This is a genomic window from Picosynechococcus sp. NKBG042902, assembly GCF_963864045.1.
Lineage (GTDB): Bacteria > Cyanobacteriota > Cyanobacteriia > Cyanobacteriales > MRBY01 > MRBY01.
The window spans coordinates 48,821-69,452 of record NZ_CAWLTV010000068.1 but is presented as its reverse complement, the minus strand read 5'-3'; the positions used below and the strand labels follow the sequence as shown (position 1 = coordinate 69,452).

General features: G+C 49.9%; 18 protein-coding genes and 1 pseudogene. 12 read left to right on the top strand and 7 right to left on the bottom strand.

The genetic code is table 11. The annotated features are described in order from the left end of the window. The first annotated feature begins 554 nt into the window (after nucleotides 1-554). The 7 genes from AACR41_RS07830 (at nucleotide 555) to AACR41_RS07800 (ending at nucleotide 8,185) form a co-directional block, all read left to right on the top strand. Complete coding sequence (locus tag AACR41_RS07830) at nucleotides 555-797, top strand: hypothetical protein (RefSeq protein WP_030007089.1); 243 nt, start codon at nucleotides 555-557, stop codon at nucleotides 795-797. Between the two features lie 371 nt (nucleotides 798-1,168). Beyond that, nucleotides 1,169-2,281, top strand: coding sequence for a sodium-dependent bicarbonate transport family permease (locus AACR41_RS07825; protein WP_030007088.1), 1,113 nt, complete (start codon nucleotides 1,169-1,171; stop codon nucleotides 2,279-2,281). Nucleotides 2,282-2,662: 381 nt separating this feature from the next. After that, nucleotides 2,663-4,114, top strand: coding sequence for a circularly permuted type 2 ATP-grasp protein (locus AACR41_RS07820; RefSeq protein ID WP_030007087.1), 1,452 nt, complete (start codon nucleotides 2,663-2,665; stop codon nucleotides 4,112-4,114). Nucleotides 4,115-4,186: 72 nt separating this feature from the next. Further along, nucleotides 4,187-5,137 carry an alpha-E domain-containing protein gene (locus AACR41_RS07815; protein ID WP_030007086.1) on the top strand — a complete coding sequence of 317 codons (951 nt, stop codon included), beginning with the start codon at nucleotides 4,187-4,189 and terminating at the stop codon, nucleotides 5,135-5,137. Between the two features lie 35 nt (nucleotides 5,138-5,172). Continuing rightward, entirely contained in the window at nucleotides 5,173-6,057 is an 885-nt protein-coding gene (locus AACR41_RS07810) for a transglutaminase family protein (protein WP_030007085.1), read from the top strand. A gap of 243 nt (nucleotides 6,058-6,300) precedes the next feature. Continuing rightward, nucleotides 6,301-7,191, top strand: a complete 891-nt coding sequence (locus AACR41_RS07805; RefSeq protein ID WP_030007084.1) for a mechanosensitive ion channel family protein — start codon at nucleotides 6,301-6,303, stop codon at nucleotides 7,189-7,191. A 64-nt stretch (nucleotides 7,192-7,255) separates the two neighbouring features. Next, entirely contained in the window at nucleotides 7,256-8,185 is a 930-nt protein-coding gene (locus tag AACR41_RS07800; RefSeq protein ID WP_030007083.1) for a bestrophin family protein, read from the top strand. Nucleotides 8,186-8,216: 31 nt separating this feature from the next. Here AACR41_RS07800 and AACR41_RS07795 read toward each other — a convergent pair whose 3' ends face one another. After that, on the bottom strand, nucleotides 8,217-9,002 hold the full coding sequence (locus tag AACR41_RS07795; RefSeq protein WP_030007082.1) for a proteasome-type protease: 786 nt from the start codon (nucleotides 9,000-9,002) through the stop codon (nucleotides 8,217-8,219). A 169-nt stretch (nucleotides 9,003-9,171) separates the two neighbouring features. Here AACR41_RS07795 and AACR41_RS07790 point away from each other — a divergent pair, with 169 nt between their 5' ends. Beyond that, nucleotides 9,172-9,741: a zinc-ribbon domain-containing protein gene (locus AACR41_RS07790; RefSeq protein WP_030007081.1), complete on the top strand. Its 570-nt coding sequence runs from the start codon at nucleotides 9,172-9,174 to the stop codon at nucleotides 9,739-9,741. A 35-nt stretch (nucleotides 9,742-9,776) separates the two neighbouring features. On the opposite strand, the gene AACR41_RS07785 is transcribed toward AACR41_RS07790, so the two are convergent. The 3 genes from AACR41_RS07785 to AACR41_RS07775 form a co-directional block, all read right to left on the bottom strand. Continuing rightward, nucleotides 9,777-10,910 (bottom strand): amidoligase family protein, encoded by a 1,134-nt coding sequence (locus tag AACR41_RS07785; protein WP_045441966.1) that lies wholly within the window; start codon nucleotides 10,908-10,910, stop codon nucleotides 9,777-9,779. A 91-nt stretch (nucleotides 10,911-11,001) separates the two neighbouring features. After that, nucleotides 11,002-11,772, bottom strand: a complete 771-nt coding sequence (locus tag AACR41_RS07780; RefSeq protein WP_030007079.1) for a hypothetical protein — start codon at nucleotides 11,770-11,772, stop codon at nucleotides 11,002-11,004. Nucleotides 11,773-11,867: 95 nt separating this feature from the next. After that, complete coding sequence (locus tag AACR41_RS07775) at nucleotides 11,868-13,484, bottom strand: MFS transporter (protein ID WP_030007078.1); 1,617 nt, start codon at nucleotides 13,482-13,484, stop codon at nucleotides 11,868-11,870. 131 nt (nucleotides 13,485-13,615) lie between these two features. On the opposite strand from AACR41_RS07775, the gene AACR41_RS07770 reads away from it, so the two are divergent. Next, on the top strand, nucleotides 13,616-15,286 hold the full coding sequence (locus tag AACR41_RS07770) for a serine/threonine-protein kinase (RefSeq protein ID WP_030007077.1): 1,671 nt from the start codon (nucleotides 13,616-13,618) through the stop codon (nucleotides 15,284-15,286). Here the strand turns inward: AACR41_RS07770 and AACR41_RS07765 are convergent. The 3 genes and pseudogenes from AACR41_RS07765 to leuD form a co-directional block, all read right to left on the bottom strand. Continuing rightward, nucleotides 15,283-16,536 (bottom strand): FGGY-family carbohydrate kinase, encoded by a 1,254-nt coding sequence (locus AACR41_RS07765; protein WP_030007076.1) that lies wholly within the window; start codon nucleotides 16,534-16,536, stop codon nucleotides 15,283-15,285. The two genes, AACR41_RS07770 and AACR41_RS07765, sit on opposite strands and share 4 nt — an antisense overlap. After that, nucleotides 16,536-16,912: pseudogene (gene queD, locus AACR41_RS07760) on the bottom strand (6-carboxytetrahydropterin synthase QueD). Before queD ends, AACR41_RS07765 begins: the two are co-directional and overlap by 1 nt. 6 nt (nucleotides 16,913-16,918) lie before the next feature. After that, nucleotides 16,919-17,512 carry a 3-isopropylmalate dehydratase small subunit gene (gene leuD, locus AACR41_RS07755; protein WP_030007075.1) on the bottom strand — a complete coding sequence of 198 codons (594 nt, stop codon included), beginning with the start codon at nucleotides 17,510-17,512 and terminating at the stop codon, nucleotides 16,919-16,921. 162 nt (nucleotides 17,513-17,674) lie between these two features. Between leuD and AACR41_RS07750 the strand changes: the two genes are divergently transcribed. From AACR41_RS07750 to AACR41_RS07740, 3 genes are all read left to right on the top strand, one after another. Then, nucleotides 17,675-18,004: a DUF6825 family protein gene (locus AACR41_RS07750; RefSeq protein ID WP_030007074.1), complete on the top strand. Its 330-nt coding sequence runs from the start codon at nucleotides 17,675-17,677 to the stop codon at nucleotides 18,002-18,004. Between the two features lie 79 nt (nucleotides 18,005-18,083). Next, complete coding sequence (locus AACR41_RS07745) at nucleotides 18,084-19,826, top strand: ABC1 kinase family protein (protein ID WP_030007073.1); 1,743 nt, start codon at nucleotides 18,084-18,086, stop codon at nucleotides 19,824-19,826. Between the two features lie 64 nt (nucleotides 19,827-19,890). Next, nucleotides 19,891-20,619 carry a Stp1/IreP family PP2C-type Ser/Thr phosphatase gene (locus tag AACR41_RS07740; RefSeq protein ID WP_030007072.1) on the top strand — a complete coding sequence of 243 codons (729 nt, stop codon included), beginning with the start codon at nucleotides 19,891-19,893 and terminating at the stop codon, nucleotides 20,617-20,619. The last annotated feature ends 13 nt before the right edge of the window (nucleotides 20,620-20,632 follow it).

Genomic DNA, 20,632 nt, shown 5'->3' with positions numbered 1-20,632 from the left:
CATACCTTTAAGTCTATGCCAAAGGATACCCTCTATTGGAAAGGATTGATTTAGATTAATCGAAGCATTTTATAAAAAACGCTTATCCCTTTAGTGCCGCGATCGCCTTTTAATCACTGGTTTTAACGCTGTTTGCAATGGAACCCGTCAAATCCTAATTCATCGTCTAACGACAAGCCAGCCCTTGAGAATCACCCTCATCACAACAGATATTTTTCTAACGGATGTTGGCTTTGTAATTTGACCCAATTCACAAACACAGATCCAGGGATTTAGGCTCAATTCATAAGCTTAGGTTATCAAAAGATTCAGCAAGTTTAAGGCGATTTTTGACAAAAAAGGCCACTTGTTGACCCGGTATTGTATAGACTAAAAAACATGGCATTCACTCAATCCATAGACTTATTTCTATGGATTGGGCTTACTCAACTATTTTAAAAATTTAACTTGAAGTCGCCATGGATATTGCATTGGTGGTTGTTGGCTACGTTCTCTGTTTTAAACGGGCACGTGATTGTTCGGAAATACATACAAACAGCATGGAGTAAAAAGCAATGAAAAAATTTGACGCGAGACCATCGCAACCCACCTTAAATGCAGATGAGGGGTGGGTAGTGCAAGTGTATGGTAGTGACCGCCGCTTACTTTGTGTTTTAGAGCCTTCCCACGGTTGGATGTTTTTGATCGGTTGTGGGGTTGGTTTACTGCTTTCTGTTATCTGGGTGAACATTGCCCCTTACAGTCCCCCTTTAGAAAGTCCTGCACCTGAACAGTCTCCTGCTTTGCAAGTGGACTAATTCTCCCCTTGGAGGCACTCGATACAGCGAGAAGTAAATCAAAGGATTGTTTGGTTGCACAAACAATAGGCGATCGCCATTTACTTGAACACCATTCACCTTAACTAGGAGCAATGAAGACAATAGAAAAGAAAAACTTATGAATTAAATTTGACATTGCGTATCAAATCCAGGCTGAAAAACGTAAAAATCTGCGCAATTCAAGATAGACTTAAGCACATAGAAATTTGGGTGTTAATAGAGCTAAATCTATAAAAGCCCGATAACAGATTTTCGCATCGTACCCGCGCTGTAGGTGTGAAGCCCTGCAGCCTTACTATTCAAAGCTCACAATTACCGCTCTTCATGGGAGGAAGCGGAAGGAGGTATTAGTGGATTTTTTGTCCGATTTTTTGACGAAATTTGGGTCGCAGTTGCAGTCCCCAACGCTCGGCTTTTTAATTGGCGGTATTGTCATTGCTGCCTTCGGTAGCCGACTTACAATCCCCGATGCAGTGTATAAGTTCATCGTTTTTATGCTGCTCATCAAAGTCGGTTTGAGCGGCGGTATTGCGATTCGTAATGCCAATATCACGGAGATGCTCTTGCCTGCGTTATTTGCTGTACTCATGGGCATTCTGATCGTTTTTATTGGGCGTTTTACCTTAGCGAAACTGCCAGGTATTAGGACCGTAGATGCAGTGGCAACTGCCGGCTTGTTTGGGGCAGTGAGTGGTTCGACCCTTGCTGCTGGAATCACGGTTATGGAAGGGCAAGGTGTTTTCTACGAACCTTGGGCAGCGGCACTTTATCCTTTTATGGATATTCCCGCCCTGGTGACAGCGATTGTTGTAGCCAGTCTTTATAAGAGCAAGCAGCGCGAGGTTGAAGCCGATGATTTCAGCAAACAACCCGTTGCCGCTGGTGAATATTCTGGTGAACCCGTTTATCCCACCACGAGGCAGGAATATCTGGGTCAAAAGCGTGGTAAGGCTACTAATCGGGTTGAAATTTGGCCCATTGTTAAGGAAAGTCTCCAGGGTTCTGCCCTATCAGCATTGTTGCTCGGTCTTGCTCTCGGTTTATTGACTCGGCCAGAAAGTGTCTTTGAAAGTTTCTATGAGCCCCTCTTCCGTGGTTTCCTTTCGATTTTGATGCTGGTGATGGGGATGGAAGCTTGGTCTAGGCTTGGGGAACTGCGCAAAGTTGCTCAATGGTACGCTGTCTATGCGTTTATTGCGCCGCTACTCCATGGGTTTATTGCCTTTGGTCTCGGCATGATCGCCCACTATGCTACGGGGTTCAGTCCTGGTGGTGTTGCCCTCTTAGCGATTATTGCGGCGTCTAGTTCGGACATCTCCGGGCCACCTACTTTACGGGCTGGGATTCCGTCTGCTAATCCTTCTGCTTACATCGGTTCGTCTACGGCCATCGGTACTCCTGTGGCGATCGCCATCGGCATACCACTTTTTATCGGCCTTGCCCAAGCAACCATGGGTGGCTGATCTAAAATCGGTCATCGTCAAATAATCCAGAATTTCGATCAAGGTCTGCATTGTCTCCGGTCAATCGTCGGGCGATCGCAAAAAATAAACACTAGAAAGTCGGGGTTTCGCCTCGGCTTTTTTTGTTGCAGAGGTCAAAGTTTTGGCTTCAGAGGAGATTCCACTAGGGTTTAAGCGAGCGAGAAGGGTGTCTTTTGGGAAGCTTGATTTTTGTGAAGTCTTTGGTAGCTGTATGACTTGTTACAGCTTCAGTCGCTCAATGCTTGATACATCTAGCTAGCTGGGACGATTTAAGCACAGAAGGCAGTGGTCTGTTTGGCGATCGCCTGAACTGTAGCTTGATCTTTGGCCCCACTTCACAGCAGGTTCGAGGGTAATGGCATGGTAAATAGTCTAGAAGGTTACAACCCCGGAGATTTTTATGATGAGCTTTTTGCGGATCAGGGGATACCACGACCAGCCGCAGCGGCGTTGATTCAGCATATTGGCAAGTTCCCCCTCAACGTTCTGGAACAACAACAAAAATCTGCGCAAAATATGTTGTTCAAGTTGGGCGTGACCTTCAATGTTTACAGCGATAACCAGGGGACGGAGCGGATTTTTCCCTTTGATGTGATTCCCCGGATTATTGCCCAGACGGAGTGGGATTGGCTCGAAAAAGGCTTACAACAGCGCATCGAAGCGTTAAATCATTTCCTTGACGATATTTACAATGAACAGCGCATTATCAAGGATCAAGTGATTCCGCGCCATGTGGTGGAATCAGCGTCGGGCTACCTAAAACCCTGCATCGGCCTCAAACCCCCCAAGGGTAAATGGTGTCACATTACGGGTACTGATTTGGTGCGCGATCGCCAGGGTCAATGGTACGTCCTCGAAGATAACCTCCGCTGTCCGTCCGGGGTCTCCTACGTTCTCGAAAATCGTCGGGTGATGAAAAGTCTTTTTCCGAGCTTTTTTAATACCCTAAAGATTCAACCCGTCGATGACTATCCGGGGCAACTGCTGAATCTGTTAATGAATTTGGCCCCCGATCACATTGCCGATCCCTGCGTTGTGGTGCTGACACCGGGCATTTACAACTCTGCCTATTTTGAACATTCTTACCTCGCCCAGCAAATGGGGTGTGAGTTGGTCGAAGGCCGCGATCTGGTCGTGGTGGATGGTTATTTACAGATGCGCACCACCAAGGGATTGCAACGGATTGATGTGATTTATCGGCGCATTGATGATGACTTTTTAGACCCGTTCGTTTTCCGCTCGGATTCAGTGCTTGGGGTGCCGGGCCTGATGGAAGTCTACCGCCAAGGACGGGTGGCGATCGCCAACGCCCCAGGGACAGGGATCGCCGATGACAAAATGGTTTACGGCTACGTTCCCCAGATGATCCGCTACTACCTCGGCGAAGACCAAATTTTGCCCAATGTCGAGACTTATTTTTGTGAAGATCCCCAACAACAATCCCATGTGTTGAACCATTTAGACGAGCTTGTGGTGAAGGCCACCGATGCCTCCGGGGGTTATGGGATGTTGGTCGGCCCCCACGCCAGCCCCACCGAACGGGAACAATTTAAAGGCTATATCAAAGCTAACCCCAGAAAATATATCGCCCAACCCACATTATGTTTATCGCGAGTCCCGACCTTGATTGATGGCGCATTTGTCGGCTGCCATGTGGATCTGCGGCCCTTTATCCTCAACGGTGGCGATCGCACCTATGTTAACCCCGGTGGCCTGACCCGTGTCGCCCTCAAACAAGGCTCCCTAGTCGTCAACTCATCCCAAGGGGGCGGCAGCAAAGATACCTGGGTGATTAATACCAAGGCCGCCTAAAAAAATTACGCCAAACTGCAAACTCCCTACTACACCCTATCCCTAAGCAAATTCGAGGAGTAAAGATCCACCATGTTGAGTCGTGTTGCTGATTCTATTTATTGGCTCAATCGTTACGTCGAACGGGCCGAAAATGTCGCCCGCTTTGTGGAGGTCAATTTAACCCTCCTGCTAGATACCACAACCACCACCAACTATTGGCAAGCCCTGATCACCACCACAGGAGATTCTGCTCTATTCCGCGAGTCCTATGGCGAAGCCACCAGCGAAAATGTCCTGCAATTTTTAACCTTTGATCAGAACTACCCCAGTTCAATTGTGTCCTGCCTCAAACGGGCGCGGGAAAATGCCCACGCTGTCCGGGCCAATATTTCTTCTGAAATGTGGGAACAGCTCAACGAGCTTTATCACACAGTACAACGGGCCGCGAGTCAGCCCATGACCCTAGAAGAGCGTTATCAATTTTATCCCGCCATTCGCATGGGGAGTCATCTGTTCGCGGGCATTATGGAAGCGACGATGTCCCACAATGAAGGCTGGCACTTTGGCCAGTTGGGGCGTCTCCTGGAGCGGGCAGATAAAACAGCGCGAATCCTTGATGTGAAATACTTTATCCTTTTACCTTCTTTGCAGGATGTGGGGAGTCCTTTAGATAATTTACAGTGGATTGCCCTGCTCAAATCTGCCAGTGCCTACGAGATGTACCGCAAACGCCAACATCGGATTACCCCAGAGAATGTAGCCGCCTTTTTGATCTTGGATGCACAGTTTCCCCGGTCGATTTGTTTTTCGTTGCTCGAAGCCCAAAAATCTCTCCATTGCATTGCCGGGACTCCCGTTGGGAGCTGGAGTTGCTCTAGTGAGCGCTCCCTTGGTCGCCTCTGTTCTGCGTTGGACTACATGACGATGGATGAAATTTTTGACCAGGGCCTCCATGAATTTCTTGACGATCTTCAGAGTAAATTGAATCGCGTTGGTCAGGATATTTATGAAGATTTCATCGCTGTCCCCCTGGCGGTTTAGTTTGAATTGACTGTTTACTTTTTTAGGCCTGTGTTGTGCGCTATCAGATTACCCATTCGACCCTCTACACCTATAGTCATCCCGTAGAACTGGGCAGTCATTGTGTCAAATTATGTCCACGCACCGATGGCCAGCAACGGCTCCGGCAGTTTCACTTAGAGGTTGACCCTTTACCCCGGCAACACACCCGTCTCCTGGACCCAGATGGCAATGTGGCAGATCGCTTCTGGTTTGACCCCAAACCTGTGCAATCCCTAAAGTTCGTCACAACAGCAGAGGTGGAAGTCGTCTGTCAGAATCCTTTCGATTACCTGATGGCTCCCTGGGCGATCGCCTGTCCCTGGGACTACCCCAGTTCCCTCGCCCTCAGACTGTATCCCTACCGACAACTCACCACTCCCCATCCCCGCGTCGTGGAGTTAGCCCAGGATCTCTTGCACCAAGTAGAAGGGAATGCCGGCCTCTTTGTGAGCCAACTGACCCAGCGCATCTATGAAGATTGTCGCTATATCCATCGCCTTGAGGGAGCACCCCAACTTCCTGGGGTCACCCTTAGCCAGCGGACAGGGACTTGTCGCGACTTTGCCTTGCTGTGGGTTGAGGCCTGTCGAGTCGTCGGCCTAGCAGCCCGGTTTGTGAGTGGTTACCAACGGGGCGATAAAACCACAACCCAACACGAACTCCATGCCTGGGGAGAAGTTTATATGCCGGGGGGAGGCTGGCGCGGTTTTGATCCGACCTTAGGATTAGCGGTCACAGATGATCACATCGTCGTCGCAGCAACAGGAGAACCTCCCTGGGCGGCCCCGGTTTCGGGGGATATCCAGAGTGCTTTGGGGAGACCCCAGACGAGCTTAGTCTGCAATATTCGTCTGGTTGATGATGAGCTTTTTTCTCAAACACAATTTCAATCGCAATAATGCCCTAGGGCCTGTCATCAATCAAGCCAAGCAATGAAATTGACGAATCATTTTCGTATGCCAAACCCTGTTAACTTGACAGTTCTACGGAAAGCTTTCACCATAAAAGCGGTTCAGTTAACTTGAGCAAAATACCTTTTATTTTCTTCAATTACTGATGGCATTGTTGCCAATTCTAAAATTTTCGTTGCGTCATGCGCTTGATGGCGCCAACTTTTATCCCAAATTAAAGCCTCGCATTTTATGAGCCAGATCACAGAAACTATTATTAACAGTCTTCAAGCCATTTTAAGCATTAGCATTCAACGTATTCCTGGTTTATTGACTGGAATCATTATTATATTTTTAACGAAATATTGCTCGGAAATTTCCCAGAAGATAACAAAAGAAATCACGAATAAAACAATCAAAAATCATTCATTACAAATTCTGGCCGACAAAGGCGTTTATGTGGGGACGTGGGTTTTAGGTGTTTTATTTGCCTGCGTAATCGCCTTTCCGGGCTTGAGCTTAGGAGATATTGTGGCCACCTTAGGGGTGGGTTCCATTGCGATTGGTTTTGCCTTTCAGGATATCGTCAAAAACTTTTTTGCGGGTATTATCTTATTGGTTGAAGAGCCTTTTCGCATTGGTGACGAAATTGCAGTCAGTGATTACCAAGGTATCATTGAAGATATCAGCATCCGGACTACGAGCATTCGCACCTATCAAGGAGAAAAAGTCTTGCTACCCAATGCTAGTGTGTTTACTGATGCGGTGATGGTGAAAACAGCTTATCCTAATCGGCGCACTGATCTCGGCGTGGGGGTAGATTACAATACGCCCTTACCGATGGCCAAGGATTTATTGCAGGAAACCATCAGTAATTTGGATGGGGTTTTGGCGCAGCCTGCCCCCGAAATTGATCTCGTCAGTTTTGGCGATAGTTCGATTGACTTTGTTGTACGTTATTGGACAACGCCTAAACAAAAAGAAGTCCGTCGCGTCCAAACCCTAGCAATTATTAAGATCAAAGAAGTATTCGACGCAGCTGATATTAATATCCCCTATCCTATTCGCACTTTATATTATTACAATCAGGATAAATACAATGATTATTTTCCCAACCAATTACCTGCAGGAGATGATACTTAAAAATCTGATTTGAAAACCGAATATTTAATTTGTTGACTCACACAAAAAATTACTTTAGATACCGATGATTACCTCTGACAAACTGGATAAACCCGATTGGCTCAGTACTATCTTTCAGGTCAAGGGGGCTGTCTTGTCTATGATTTTGCCGCGCATCCTTTTTTTCTGTATTTTGACTGCAGCATTGACATTTATCTACCTTCAGGGTTTGCCTATCTATCTTGAAAAACTGGGAGATTTGACCACAAATGTTATTTACAATCTGATTCTGGGTTTGCTCATCGTTTTTCGCACTAACACATCCTACGAGCGTTTTTGGGAAGGGCGAAAAGCATGGGGAGGAATCGTTGTGAATATCCGTAACCTTGCCCAGGAAATTTTGATTGGGATTACGACCTCAACAGAAAAAGAAATACAGGGCAAAAAACAGGCTTTAAATCTACTGCTTGCTTTTGCGATCGCCACCAAGTTGCACCTACGGGGAGACCAAGTAAACGACAGACTAGAAGCATTGGTCGAGCCGGAGCAGGTCGCGCAACTGAAAGACTCAAAAAATCGCCCCCTTGATATTCAATTTTGGTTACGCACCTATCTACATCAGCAACTCAAGCTGAAAAATTTTGGGGATGCGCAGCTAAATATGACCACCGGTATGCTGAATAATCTCACGGACAGTGTGAGTGGTTGCGAAAGAATTTTAACCACCCCAATTCCGATTACCTATCGTGTCTATTTAAAACGTTTGATTTTAATTTATTGTTTTGGTTTACCGTTCCGCTTGGTGCCTGAGATGACCTGGTGGGCGATTCCGATTGTGGCTGTGGTTAGCTTCCTGTTACTGGGCGTTGAAGAAGTCGCCCGGGAGCTAGAAAATCCCTTTGGTTTTGATGTTAATGATCTGCCCTTAGACGAGCTTTGTGACGTGATCGAAGGCAATCTTGAACGTGTCTCTAGTTTGCATGGCCAGACGAAAGAATTAGCGTCTGTATCGTGATTAGGGATGACAAACAATACTCCCGATTGCGTCACTCAAGGAAATCTGTCCCGTTACTTGCCGGATCTTGATCCTGCTGATTAAAGTCCCGGTTCCATTCCACCCCTGGCATTGCTTCGGAGGCTTGCTTGAGGGCATTTTCCCAATAGCGACGAATTTTGAGTAAGTAGGGGTCGCGGGCTTCTAACCGCAAACGGTGCTGGATTTTGAGGCTATTGACCGCATAGGAAATCATATCGATGGGAGGCCCCACAGACAGGTTAGAACGCATTGTGGAGTCGATGGAGAGGAGGGCTGATTTGGCGATCGCATCTAAAGAAGACTCATAGGAAAGGGTACGATCCAAGATCGGTTTGCCATACTTCGTTTCGCCAATCTGTAGATAAGGGGTCTCTGGGGTCGCGCGAATACAATTTCCTTGGCTATAGATGAGAAAAAGCTCCGGTGGTGCCCCGGCAATTTGCCCAGCGAGGAGAAAATTACACTGGAAATCAATGTGATCCTTTTCGAGCCAAGGTCGATCTTCCTGTTGCAGTTGGCGAGTCTTTTTGCCAATGTAGCGGGCGGCATCATAAAGACTAGGAATCGTATGGAGATTGTGGGGCGTACCACTGCGAATCTCCTGTTCTAGTTGGTACGTGATGGCTTGGGTAATGGATAAATTTCCCGAAGTACAGAGAATAAGCACCCGTTCCCCTGGGCAGGAAAAATCAAATAACTTTTGATAGGATGAAACGTAATCAACCCCCGCATTGGTGCGTGAATCGGCGGCGAGAATAAAACCCTGGCGAACTAAGATTCCTAAACAATACGTCAATCTTGATGACCTCGTTTGACCTGATGGGATTCACAGAAAAAATTTTGGGTTGGCCGAGCGTAACCTGTCAGGATATGGACGACAAAAGCCAGTTGCTGTCACGTTAATCATCGCATATCTTCCAAGCTGCGCGAGCATTATTTTTGCAAATTATTGTTGGAGTTTCCCCATGAATTACGTCTGTTATCTCGGTTCTGGGCAACGGCTTGATTTGGCGAACCAAGGTTCCTATACGGTCGTTACCCTCAGTCAAACTGGCCCCGGACAACAACAACAAAGCACAAACCGCTACCTAACGGGCACCTGGACGGCACAACCAACGGTGATGCAAGCGGGCGGAATCACGGTGATCACGGTTTTTAGCGCGACAAAAACGACGCAAATCACTGTACAAGGCCAGGCGATCGCCCTTTGTGAACAACCCCTCAATTTACAGGATGCCCAATCGCTGCCTTTAGAGCAAACGGCGGCGAAATCTCCGGAGCCAATGTCGCCTTTAGAACCCCTGCCCCCACTCAAAATGGGCAACATGGAAATGAAAATGAAGCCGATGGAAATGCGCCTGGGCAATATGGAGATGCGGATCGATGATCTGAATCAGCCGGCCCAGCAGCAACCGACGCCAGCAGCAAATTCGACAGCAAATAATAAGCCAAAACGGTTTTGCGGCCAATGTGGTCAAGCCATTACCGCAGGCGATCGCTTTTGTACCCAGTGCGGTCAGCCTTTGTCGCCCTAGCGATAGCGCTTAATCTAAGGGTTCCATCGTTGAAATTACTGAAAACCTTTTTTCCGGGCCTTGCCTTGGGGCACCTGTTGCAACCAAAGATCAATTTGCTCTGTATCCAGTTGCAGTTGCTGCAAAAGAGCTTGGACATTCGCACGGGTATATTTTTCTGGGGGGCCTGGGGCGATCGCCTCTCCCTGAGCAGCCAAATGTAAAACGGCGGTAAATAAAGAAGCGGCCTGAAGAATTGGCGTTGTCTCTAGCCAAACGGGGAGAATCCGCACCTCAATCGTGTTTTTGTAGGGTAGGGCATTGATGCAGTTCACCAAATTAAAATCACAATATTTTGTCAGCTTGAGGCGATGGAGTTGCTGCTGGACGGCGGGCCAGGGAAGTTGTCGAAATTCCGGCTGGTTCACGGTGGTGAAAAGGGTTTCGGGCCAGGGGCCGAGGCGACGACAATGGGGATTCGTGCCCATAAGAGTTTTGAGAATAGCCCCATAGCGCCACAACAGATTCACTAAATTGGCGATCGCCGGGGCTGACTGGAGGGGCGTCGCCTCAAAATGAAGGTGAGTTGCGCCTTCAACGGGAGCTGTAAATTTTAGGTGCCGCGCTAAGGATAATAGGGTTTCTAATTGATGCTCGTGGTCTGTCTCCAGGGGCGCTGTAATCAATTCACAGGGACGTTCTCGTTCTCCGGGTAGTGGGGCGGCGATCGCCACGGATGCCCCGCTTTGATCATTCACCCGCCGCATCCCCCCTGGCCCCGGTTCTGGTACCGTGCCAAACAAATCGCCGATAGGTTCCATCACGGTTTCTAAAGGGGCTTTAGCCTCGGTCTGACGGGCAATCAAACGCAGCAGACGCTCGTCATCACTGACAATGCGATACCAACCTGCCTGGGGTTTGGCCTGGCGATTCAAGTCTTTTTGTAACGTTAGATCATCGACACATTGGGCGATCATCCGTTGCTGGGGATCTCGGATCTCAAAGCCGAGGGTTAAATTGTGGAAGACTGGTTTACCCGGTACTTTGCTGGGTTCCGATTGGGGGTGAAAAAAGCGATGGACTTGCCCCCCCTGGGCAGTGGCGATCGCCGCTGCTAGCTCCTGACGACTGCTTCCTGATGGTGCCAATAACTCAATTTCAAAGCCAATTTTCCAATCTAGAGTAATCACAGTTTTTGCGCCTCGGCCCTTGTCTGTTGTCGTCGATGTTTATCAAAAAAAATGTGGGAGATGATGGCTCACCTCCCAAGACGATTGCCGCTTAGAAACCCATCGCATAGAGGGGCTGGGGCGCACCCGGATCGGAAGAATAGCGATATTGAATTTGATTGAAATGATAGTCCAAATGAATTTCCATATTGCGTGAAGCGTCGAAGAGGGTCACCACCAACGGATCCCGCTCAATTTCATTGAAGTAAAAAATTTCTTCCCCGGCAGCAGTAAGCTCGACCCATAGACCATCGGCCCGTTGGACAAAATAACCCAAAGTGTGGCCATCACGATTCAAATTCTCAAAGGCGATGGTTTCGACAATCGCGGTGGGATCATAGTGGGATTGCTCGGCGTAGGCCATCTCAACGATGTCATGGGCAACACCCGGTAAGCCCCATTCCAATTTGTCAGCGATGGTTGTTTTTGCTTCAGTCACAGACACATCCCAATATTCAGCGACGACAACCATATCTTCATAGCTAAAGCCTTCGTCGGTATAGTTGCAAAGACCTTGGCCACCGTAATAGTCCCGGGCCGCCGTTAATTTACTTTCAACGGTTTGATAGTCACCATCCTGGAGGAGTTTGCCGGCACTGACCTTGGCATTACCGGGGCCTTCTCCCCAGAATTCCCCCAGCATTTTTGCGTCGCACCAGGTGTAATCTTCAAAAAATAGGGACGTTGCATCCTGGGCGGGGCTTACGGTTAAAGGGGAAGCGGTGGTAGGAAGGGCATTGGCGGAGAATCCGGACACAAATACTGCACCAGTGGCAATCATTTGTAAGAGGGTGCGGGGGGCGGTAAAAAGTGTGGTTGTCATGGCTCTTGATTTTAAGTGGGAATTTTTGTGTGTTGCCCAGTCTTAGTTGTGCCGCCTATTTACTGATGCACTTTGTGGGGCGATCGCCGCTGCAACTAGGCTTGATCAACGCGTCGTTCAGCGAGTTTGAGACGAATTTCTTCGTGGTATTGCTGGGTGATGGGATAAAAGTAAGCGAGTCCTAAGCCAATGATAAGCGCAAGGGTCGGTAAGGGGGCGATCGCCAAGCGGATTGCCAAGAGAGCAGAATCAGGCTGCACCGGGGGCGCTTGGCCCGGCACAGATTCAACAAAACCAGCCCAGGCCAGGGCCTGACCCACCAGAAATAAACTAATGGCCAAGCCAATTTTCTGGAGGAGCACCATAAAACCATAAAAGACCCCCTCCCGCCGTTGTCCGGTGGTGAGTTCATCTAGTTCAATCACATCGGGAACCATCGACCAGGGGATCAGATAGCTTACCGAAACCCCACAGCCGGCCAAGATTGCACAGGCAAACATTAAACCGATTTGTCCCGGTTGTAGGAAAAATAACCCCACCTGGGCAATAATCCATAGGAAAACGCCCCCAAAATACACCGTTTTTTTCCCTAAGTGTTGACTGAGGGCGCTGGCCACAAATAAAAGCACCAGGGCTGTTCCCTGCACCGCCAGAGCCACATTGGGAAACATCGCATCTGGTAAGCCCATCCAATTGATCACGAAATAGGGCAAGATCGAAGCGGTTAATTGAATCGCCAGCCAAGAGGCCAGATAGATCCCAATCACGAAGAGAAAGGGTTTGTTACTAAAGGCAATTTTCAGTTGCTCCCGGAAGGGAATCGGGGCCGCAAGATCCGTTTGTTCAGCCAAAGGTACTGTTAAATGGGGTTCCGGCACAGAGCGCACGAATGTCCAACCCGCCACCGCCAGCAATAGCCCCGCAGAAATAAACAAAAATGGCCATAAAATTGGCCCCTGGAGCAACCCCAACCCAGCCAGGCCACTCACCCCAGCCATTCCCCATAACCCTTGACCCAATCGCTGTCGTTGCCGAGGGTTTAGGATTGGCGATCGCCCCTTCTCTTGGAGCCGCAACGTACACCACAACAGCGCCAAGCCCGCAAACACTGAACAAACCAGACCCAGGAGACTGTATTGCTTTAGGGGATCATCGGGATAAGCTTGGAAGATTAACCGCGCCACAATCAGCGAAAAAATACTAGAGCCAATGGAAAAACTAAACCGAAAACTATTGAGGCTGGTGCGTTCGTGGTAATCCTGGGTTAACTCTGGAGTGAGGGCGGCATAGGGCAAATTGACCGCTGTGTAGGCCAGATTAAATAAAATCCCCATCACGATGTAGTAGCCAAACAAAAACCAATCATTCACTTGATCAATTTCGCTCAATTGGGGAACCAACCACTGCCCAAAAAAGACAAAGACAAAGGGAACAATTCCCCCCAGCATCCAGGGCAAGCGTCGGCCCCAGGGATGACGGGTGCGATCGCTCAAAACCCCCACAATCGGATCATTGATGGCATCGGAAATTTTGCCGATCATCAAAATGCTCCCCGCCAGGCCCGGTGGTAAACCCGCTACCTGGGTAAAAAAGTAAAGCAGAAAGAAAACCAAGACATTTGCCGTGAGAGCTGGCCCAATATCGCCCGCCCCAAAGGCAATTTTTGTCGATAGGTTGAGTTTTTCTGATGGGGGATGGAACGGCTGGGTCATGGCAGGGACGCCCGCTTGGGGGCGCAAAGAAACTGCTTGCAATTGTAGTGGCTGCTACGGTAATCGGCGATCGCCAACTCAGAAACGGGGAATGTAAAATAAAATTCACGCCTTTTCGTAACCAAATCCCTATGCAATCTTCCTTGATCAATGGCCGTTACCAAATCGTGAAGACCCTCGGACAGGGTGGATTTGGGGATACCTTTTTGGTGAAAGACCTACAACTGCCCTCCCAACGGCAATGTGTGCTGAAATCCCTCAAGGTACAGGCCACCAGCCCCCAAACGGTCCAGGAGATGCAGCGACGCTTTCAACGGGAAGCCGCCATCCTCGAAGGCCTGGGGGAAAAACATAATCAGATCCCCAAGCTCTACGCCTACTTTGAGGAGCAGGGACGATTTTATTTGGTGCAAGAATGGATCGATGGGCTGACACTCCAGGACATCGTTAAACAGCAGGGCAGCCTAAGCCCACTCCAGGTACAACAAATTTTGCTGGACTTGTTGCCTGTCCTCCAACTGGTTCATGACCAATACATCATTCACCGGGATATTAAGCCAGAAAATATTATTCTGCGCAGTAGCGATCGCAAACCTGTTTTAATTGACTTTGGGGCCGTCAAGGAAGCCCTGACCACCGCCATTCACCTGGACTTGAGCCAGCCCGTCTCTGTGGCGATCGGCACCCCCGGCTACATGGCCCCCGAACAGGGCACCGGGCGTCCCGTCTATTCCAGTGATTTGTATGGCCTTGGGTTTACGGCGATTTTTCTCCTCACTGGCCAATCTCCCCAACAGTTTCCCAACGATCCCCAAACGGGGGAATTGATTTGGCAGCAGGATTTTCCCTATCTGCAAACGCCATTGGGTCAAGTCATTGCGAAGGCGGTGAAATTCCATCCCCGCGATCGCTTTCCCACGGCCCAGGCAATGTTAAATGCTCTCCGGAATGCAGTGGGCACTGCGGCGGCTCCGGCTCCTGTAGTTAATGGCAATCAAACCACCGCCACGCGGGTTGTGGGGTCGCCCCCCGTGGCAAGACGTACCACATTACCGACAAGCACCACCGCCGCCCAACCCCAGGAAACAGAAAATGGTGGCTGTTGGCGTTTGGCGATTCTCACGGTTTTGTTTAGCGGTATTGGCATCAGTGCGGGAATTTGGTTGACCTTTGCCCTTGTCGGGCGATCGCCTGAACCTCAAACTTTCCCCGAAGATCCAGCCTTGAACACAGAGAGCAATTCGCCTGTTCTTGAGACTCCCCTACCCGAACCGACCCCAGAGCCGGAACCGGAACCCGAACCCATTCCAGAACCAGAGCCAGAACCCGAACCCATTCCAGAGCCGGAGCCGGAGCCAGAACCGACCCCAGAACCTACTCCCAGTCCCGGAGAAATTCCGTTAATTCCCGTGGGGACTCCCGGCGCCGCCATTCCCCAAATTATTGCTGTGCCCCCCACCGATCAACGGCCTGGCTTTTGGGGTGATAGTACGGCGATTTTGTATCGCAACTATGGCCCGGCGAATGTCAGCCTCGGCTACATCGTTGATAACACAACGGGCACCTTAGCCCAGACGGAAATCACTTTTCCCGTGGGGACTGACCTCAGCGTGATCCAACAAACCCTGGGTGGCCTCTTGCCCGAAGGCGTGCCCCCGGAAGTGAACCAAGCGGTGGCTAGTGTCTACAACCGCGATAGCAGTTCCCAATCCTTCACCACGGCCAACCACCGGGGCCAAATTAAACGCAACGATAGCGATCGCCTTTATCTCGGCATTTGGAATCCCGGCTTCCACGATTAGGCTCTGGGCAGTCCCCGTTGGGCGAGGAGAGCGCTCCCATAGGCGGCTTCTGGTTGGGGTGAAATAAGCACTGAACAACGGAGGTAACGGGCACGAATTTGTGTCCAGATTGGGTTTTTTGCCCCACCACCAGCGGTAAAGACAGTGCTCACGGGAGGCGCTCCTAGGGCCTGTAACTTTTGGTAACCCTGGGCTTCAATGCGGGCGATGCCTTCTAAGAGGCCTTGCAAAAACTGGCGGGGGTCTTCAGGCCGTGGGGTTAATTTTGGTGGCAAAGTTGGGTCATTAATCGGAAAGCGATCACCAGGCCGTAGCAACGGATAATAATTTAAGCCGCTGTCCTGGTGGGGATTAATAGTGGCACTGAGTTGTTGCAGTTGTGTGTCATCAAAATAATGTTTGAGCACAGCACCGCCTGTATTTGAAGCGCCACCCACGAGCCACAGATGACCAAACCGGTGACTATAGACCCCGGCGGCCAGGTCTTGAATCGGGCGATCGCCTAACAATTTCAGCACCAACGTGGAGCCGAGGGAGGTCACTGCTTCCCCAATTTCCTGGGCACCACTGGCAATAAAGGCCGCAATGCTATCGGTGGTTCCGGCGCAAATTTGACAGTGGGGATTGACCCCAAACCGCCGAGCCACCGTCGCTAAAATCTTCTGTTTCCCAGCACCGGGGGTTTGCACTTGGGGCAGTAAATGAAACAGAGGATGCTGTTGTAACCAGGAAGGATAACCCAGATTTTCGACGTCATAGCCGAGTTTGAGGGCGTTGTGGTAATCGCTCAGGCCAAAGTTGCCGTGGAGTAAGCAACTTAACCAATCCGCTTGATGGCAAAAATAGCTGGCCCCCTGGGTTAACCCCTGGGATTCAAACCAGAGTAATTTGGCGAGGCTGGCCGTGGCCGATTGCACGAGATGTTGGGGCGGTGCCAAGACTCGGAGCATTGGTAAAACGGTCTGGCCCCGGTCATCGTTGTAAAGCAGGGCTTCTGTAATCGCTTCTCCGGAGGCATCACAGAGTAGAACTGTGCCAGAGGTGCCATTGAGGGCGATCGCCTGGAGATTTTGCCGAATCTCTAGATTGAGGGCGGCGAGTAAATGCCAGAGTGCCTCGCGCCAACCCTGGGGCGTTTGTGCAAGGGGATTTACACTAACTGTCTGGGAAATTTCACCCTCACCTGTAATGGCGATCGCCCGCGCCCCAGAAGTCCCGAAATCAAGGCCAAGGTAGAACTGGGTCACCATCAATCTTCGGTATAGATACAGCCAGCGGTGCAAGTCTCTTTAATTTCTACCGCCGCTAAACCCGGTAAATCCACTTTTTTAGTTCTTGGTAAATCCATTGGGCGATCGCCTCGCTGGTGGGACTTTCCATCCCCAGGGAATCATTCAAATGGTAGTGATCCAGGTACTGATCTAGTAGCGGCTGGACGTATTTTTTAATCTCGCCAAAATCGAAAAGCATCCCCTGTTTTGGCCCCGTTTCCTGGAGGCGATCGCCCCGCAGATACACTCGCATCACCCAACTATGGCCATGGAGACGGGCACATTTACCATCGTGGTGGGGCAGTTGGTGGGCTGCCTCAAAGCGAAATTCCTTATAGAGTTCCCACTGGGCCATGATGGTTTAGGCCCAGGCCAGGTAAGGCAATTTTGTCGTCGTTGTGGCAATCTCCGCCTGGTTTGCCACCAATTGACCGCAGCTATCCCAAGTGCCAGCGAGCAATGCTTGTCTAGCCCCTTCTCCTAGCTGGATTTGACCCGACCAATCACCGCAGGAAACTGTCAAATTTTCTAGATCGACGCTGGTGGCCGCCTGGGGATTGGCTTCTAACTGGCTTTGTAATGCTTCGACCGTAGCCCGATCCGCCGTCACACAGGGGACGCCGTTGGCGAGGCAGTTCCCAAAGAAAATTTCCGCAAAACTTTCACCCACAATGGCTTCAATACCCCATTTCAAAAGGGCTTGGGGGGCGTGTTCCCGTGAAGAGCCGCAGCCGAAATTGCCGTTAACCACGAGGATATTCGCATTCTGATACTGGGGTAAATCAAAGGGATGTTCGCCGTCTAGTTGCTGGCGATCGTCCGCAAAAGCTTGTTCCCCAAGGCCATCAAAGGTGACACACTTCAGAAACCGTGCGGGAATGATGCGGTCTGTGTCGATGTCGTTGCCCCGGAGCGGGATCCCTGTGCCAGAAACTTGCTTGATTTCGCTGCTCATATCTCGTTTGAATCGGTGACCAGTGGGAGATTGCTAATTTAGCATACTTTCCTGGGGCAATTGCCCCAGTGAAAAGGAAACCCCAGGGGCGATCGCCAAAAGACGAAACCTCGTTTAATAGATATAATCTGTTACGAAAGCCATTAAGAAATGTTGCGTCCCATGAACAACCCCGTCCTCCAAGCCCTGGCCTATGGCCGCGCCTTTGCAGAAGTCCTCAAAGAGAGGGTAGAAGACAGTTTGACGGATCTGCTTAGTGATCTTGGTAAATTCGATGCAGAACGCAATCAATGGTTTCAGGAATTTGCCCAAGAAGTCCAAGCCCGCGCCGAACGGGAAGCGGCTAATCAAGGTAATTCTAGCCGCCCGATCACCATTGACATTGACGGCGATGATCGCCCCGCTGACCTCCAGGAGATGATCGACAATCTCCGGGCAGAAATTGCGAGCCTCAAAGCGGAACTCAAGCAATATCGCGATACCCAAAATTAAGCTTTTTCTCCCAAGGCGATCGCCCTAGCCACACCATACTTTTCTTTTCCGTAAACCCATTTCGATAGGCAAATTCTTTGTGTCTGCTCTGTCTTCCCAAGTCAATTCCAGGGTCTCTAATCCCAACGCCACCCCAGCACCGCGCCTAGAGCGGGCTAAATCTACCTATCGCTGGAACCGTGGAAACTACTCCAAAAATCGGCGACGGTTCGACATTTGGGTATTTGTGCTCACCCTGATTTTTAAACTAATCCGCAACGGCAAGAAATGGACTTATGCGGGTGGTTTTACCGAAGAGAAACTCGCAGCCCGGCAAAAAATCCAAGCCCAGTGGATCAAAGATAGCTTCCTCGAATTGGGGCCTACTTTTATTAAAGTCGGTCAACTCTTTTCAACCCGCGCCGACCTATTTCCCGAAGCATACGTCCAGGAACTGTCTAAGCTCCAAGACCGCGTCCCAGCCTTTTCCTACGAACAAACGAAGCAAATAATCGAAGCAGACCTCGGTAAACCGATTAATGTCCTGTTTCGCAGTTTCGACCCCGTTCCCCTCGCGGCGGCGAGTCTCGGCCAAGTCCACAAAGCCCAACTCCACAGCGGCGAAGAAGTGGTGGTTAAAGTCCAACGACCGGGCCTGAAACAGCTTTTCACCATTGATCTGGCGATCCTTAAAAAAATTGCCTGGTATTTCCAAAACCATCCCCGTTGGGGCAAAAACCGTGACTGGCTTGGAATCTACGCTGAATGTTGCCGTATCCTCTGGCAGGAAGTAGATTACCTCCAGGAAGGACGCAGTGCCGATACCTTCCGGCGTAACTTCCGGGGGATTGACTGGGTAAAAGTACCAAAGGTCTACTGGCGTTATGCCTCACCGCGAGTGCTGACCTTGGAGTATGTACCGGGGATCAAAATTAGCCATTACGAAGCCCTGGAAGCGGCCGGCCTAGAACGCAAACAATTGGCGAAACTCAGCGCCCGGGCCTATTTACAACAATTACTAAATGATGGTTTTTTCCATGCTGACCCCCACCCCGGTAATCTGGCGGTGAGTCCCGATGGGGCACTCATTTTCTATGATTTTGGGATGATGGGAGAAATCAAAGCCAATGTCAAAGCTGGCCTCATGGAAACCATGTTGGGAATTACAGAAAAGGATGCCGACCGGGTGATGAACTCCCTCGTTACCCTAGGGGCCTTGGAAGCAACCGGAGACTTGGCACCGGTACGCCGCTCGATCCAATTTATGTTGGATAATTTTATGGATAAGCCCTTTGAGGCCCAATCGATTACGGCGATTAGTGATGACCTTTACGAAATTGCCTACGACCAGCCCTTTCGGTTTCCAGCAACCTTTACCTTCGTAATGCGGGCTTTTTCTACCTTAGAAGGGGTCGGCAAAGGTCTTGATCCAGAGTTCAATTTTATGGCGGTGGCTCAACCCTTCGCCCTCCAGGTTATGAGTGAAAATTTACCCAGCGGCAGCAACATTATTGACCAGTTAGGACGCCAGGCGGCACAACTGAGCACTTCCACCTTTGGTTTGCCACGGCGCATTGAAGACACTATTGACAAGCTAGACCGGGGTGATATTCGCATCCGGGTGCGGGCCCAGGAGTCTGACCGACTGCTCCGCAAATTGGGAGGAATGCAACTGGCGACAAATTATACGTTGATTTTTTGTGCGCTGATTTTGTCTGCTACCCTGTTATTTGTGAATGGCTCATTCATTCCGACGGCGGTGGTGGGGGCGATCGCCTTGGTGCCTGGTTGGGCATTATGGCGTCTCCTTAAAAAACTAGATCGCTACGACCGCAAATTTTAGCTAAATTTAGATAAGTTCTAATCTAGTACGCTACTTTTCCAGCTATTTTCCCGAAACCATGCTTATGAAATGTCGCTTTACGGGGCAAACTGATCCCGGGTTGGTGCGCTCCGCTAACCAAGACTCCTACTATTGTGATCCCGACGGGCGATTTTTCATCGTTGCCGATGGCATGGGAGGACACGCAGGGGGAGAAGAAGCTAGTCGGATTGCCGTAGAAACCATCCAGCAATATTTAGAGGCTAATTGGGAAAGCCCAGAAAGCTCAGAAGATCTTTTAGAAACGGCCCTTATCAAAGCCAATGAGGCAATCCTCGCGGATCAACTCGACAACCCAGCCCGTCAAGACATGGGCACGACAGCGGTGATGGTGCTATTTCGGGGCGATCATGTTTGGCGCGCCCACGTGGGGGATTCTCGCCTCTATAGTTTCCGGGAAGATACCCTCATTCAAGTAACTGGCGATCATACCTGGGTATCCCAGGCAGTGCAGTCGGGAGATATTACGGCAGAACAGGCGAAGGTGCATCCCTGGCGTCATGTCCTTTCCCAATGTCTGGGTCGTAAAGATTTAAGCTTGATTGACCTGGCTACCCTAGAGATTCACGGTGGCGATCGCCTGTTGTTATGCAGCGATGGACTGACCGAAGAAGTGGACGATTCAGAAATCCAATTTATTCTGAGTGCTAATGATGACCTCGACCAGGCAGCGGCGGCTTTAATTGAAACGGCTAAAGATAACGGTGGTTCCGATAACGTCACCGTAGTTTTGGTGCAGGTTGAAGCCGACTAGCCCAAATTTTTCA

Coding starts and splice junctions, on each gene's coding strand:
- leuD (WP_030007075.1), bottom strand. CDS start 17,512: ATGAGCAGCGAAATCAAGCAAGTTTCTGGCACAGGGATCCCGCTCCGG.
- AACR41_RS07800 (WP_030007083.1), top strand. CDS start 7,256: ATGATTACCTCTGACAAACTGGATAAACCCGATTGGCTCAGTACTATC.
- AACR41_RS07815 (WP_030007086.1), top strand. CDS start 4,187: ATGTTGAGTCGTGTTGCTGATTCTATTTATTGGCTCAATCGTTACGTC.
- AACR41_RS07820 (WP_030007087.1), top strand. CDS start 2,663: ATGGTAAATAGTCTAGAAGGTTACAACCCCGGAGATTTTTATGATGAG.
- AACR41_RS07740 (WP_030007072.1), top strand. CDS start 19,891: ATGAAATGTCGCTTTACGGGGCAAACTGATCCCGGGTTGGTGCGCTCC.
- AACR41_RS07770 (WP_030007077.1), top strand. CDS start 13,616: ATGCAATCTTCCTTGATCAATGGCCGTTACCAAATCGTGAAGACCCTC.
- AACR41_RS07805 (WP_030007084.1), top strand. CDS start 6,301: ATGAGCCAGATCACAGAAACTATTATTAACAGTCTTCAAGCCATTTTA.
- AACR41_RS07830 (WP_030007089.1), top strand. CDS start 555: ATGAAAAAATTTGACGCGAGACCATCGCAACCCACCTTAAATGCAGAT.
- AACR41_RS07750 (WP_030007074.1), top strand. CDS start 17,675: ATGAACAACCCCGTCCTCCAAGCCCTGGCCTATGGCCGCGCCTTTGCA.
- AACR41_RS07790 (WP_030007081.1), top strand. CDS start 9,172: ATGAATTACGTCTGTTATCTCGGTTCTGGGCAACGGCTTGATTTGGCG.
- AACR41_RS07765 (WP_030007076.1), bottom strand. CDS start 16,536: ATGGTGACCCAGTTCTACCTTGGCCTTGATTTCGGGACTTCTGGGGCG.
- AACR41_RS07775 (WP_030007078.1), bottom strand. CDS start 13,484: ATGACCCAGCCGTTCCATCCCCCATCAGAAAAACTCAACCTATCGACA.
- AACR41_RS07780 (WP_030007079.1), bottom strand. CDS start 11,772: ATGACAACCACACTTTTTACCGCCCCCCGCACCCTCTTACAAATGATT.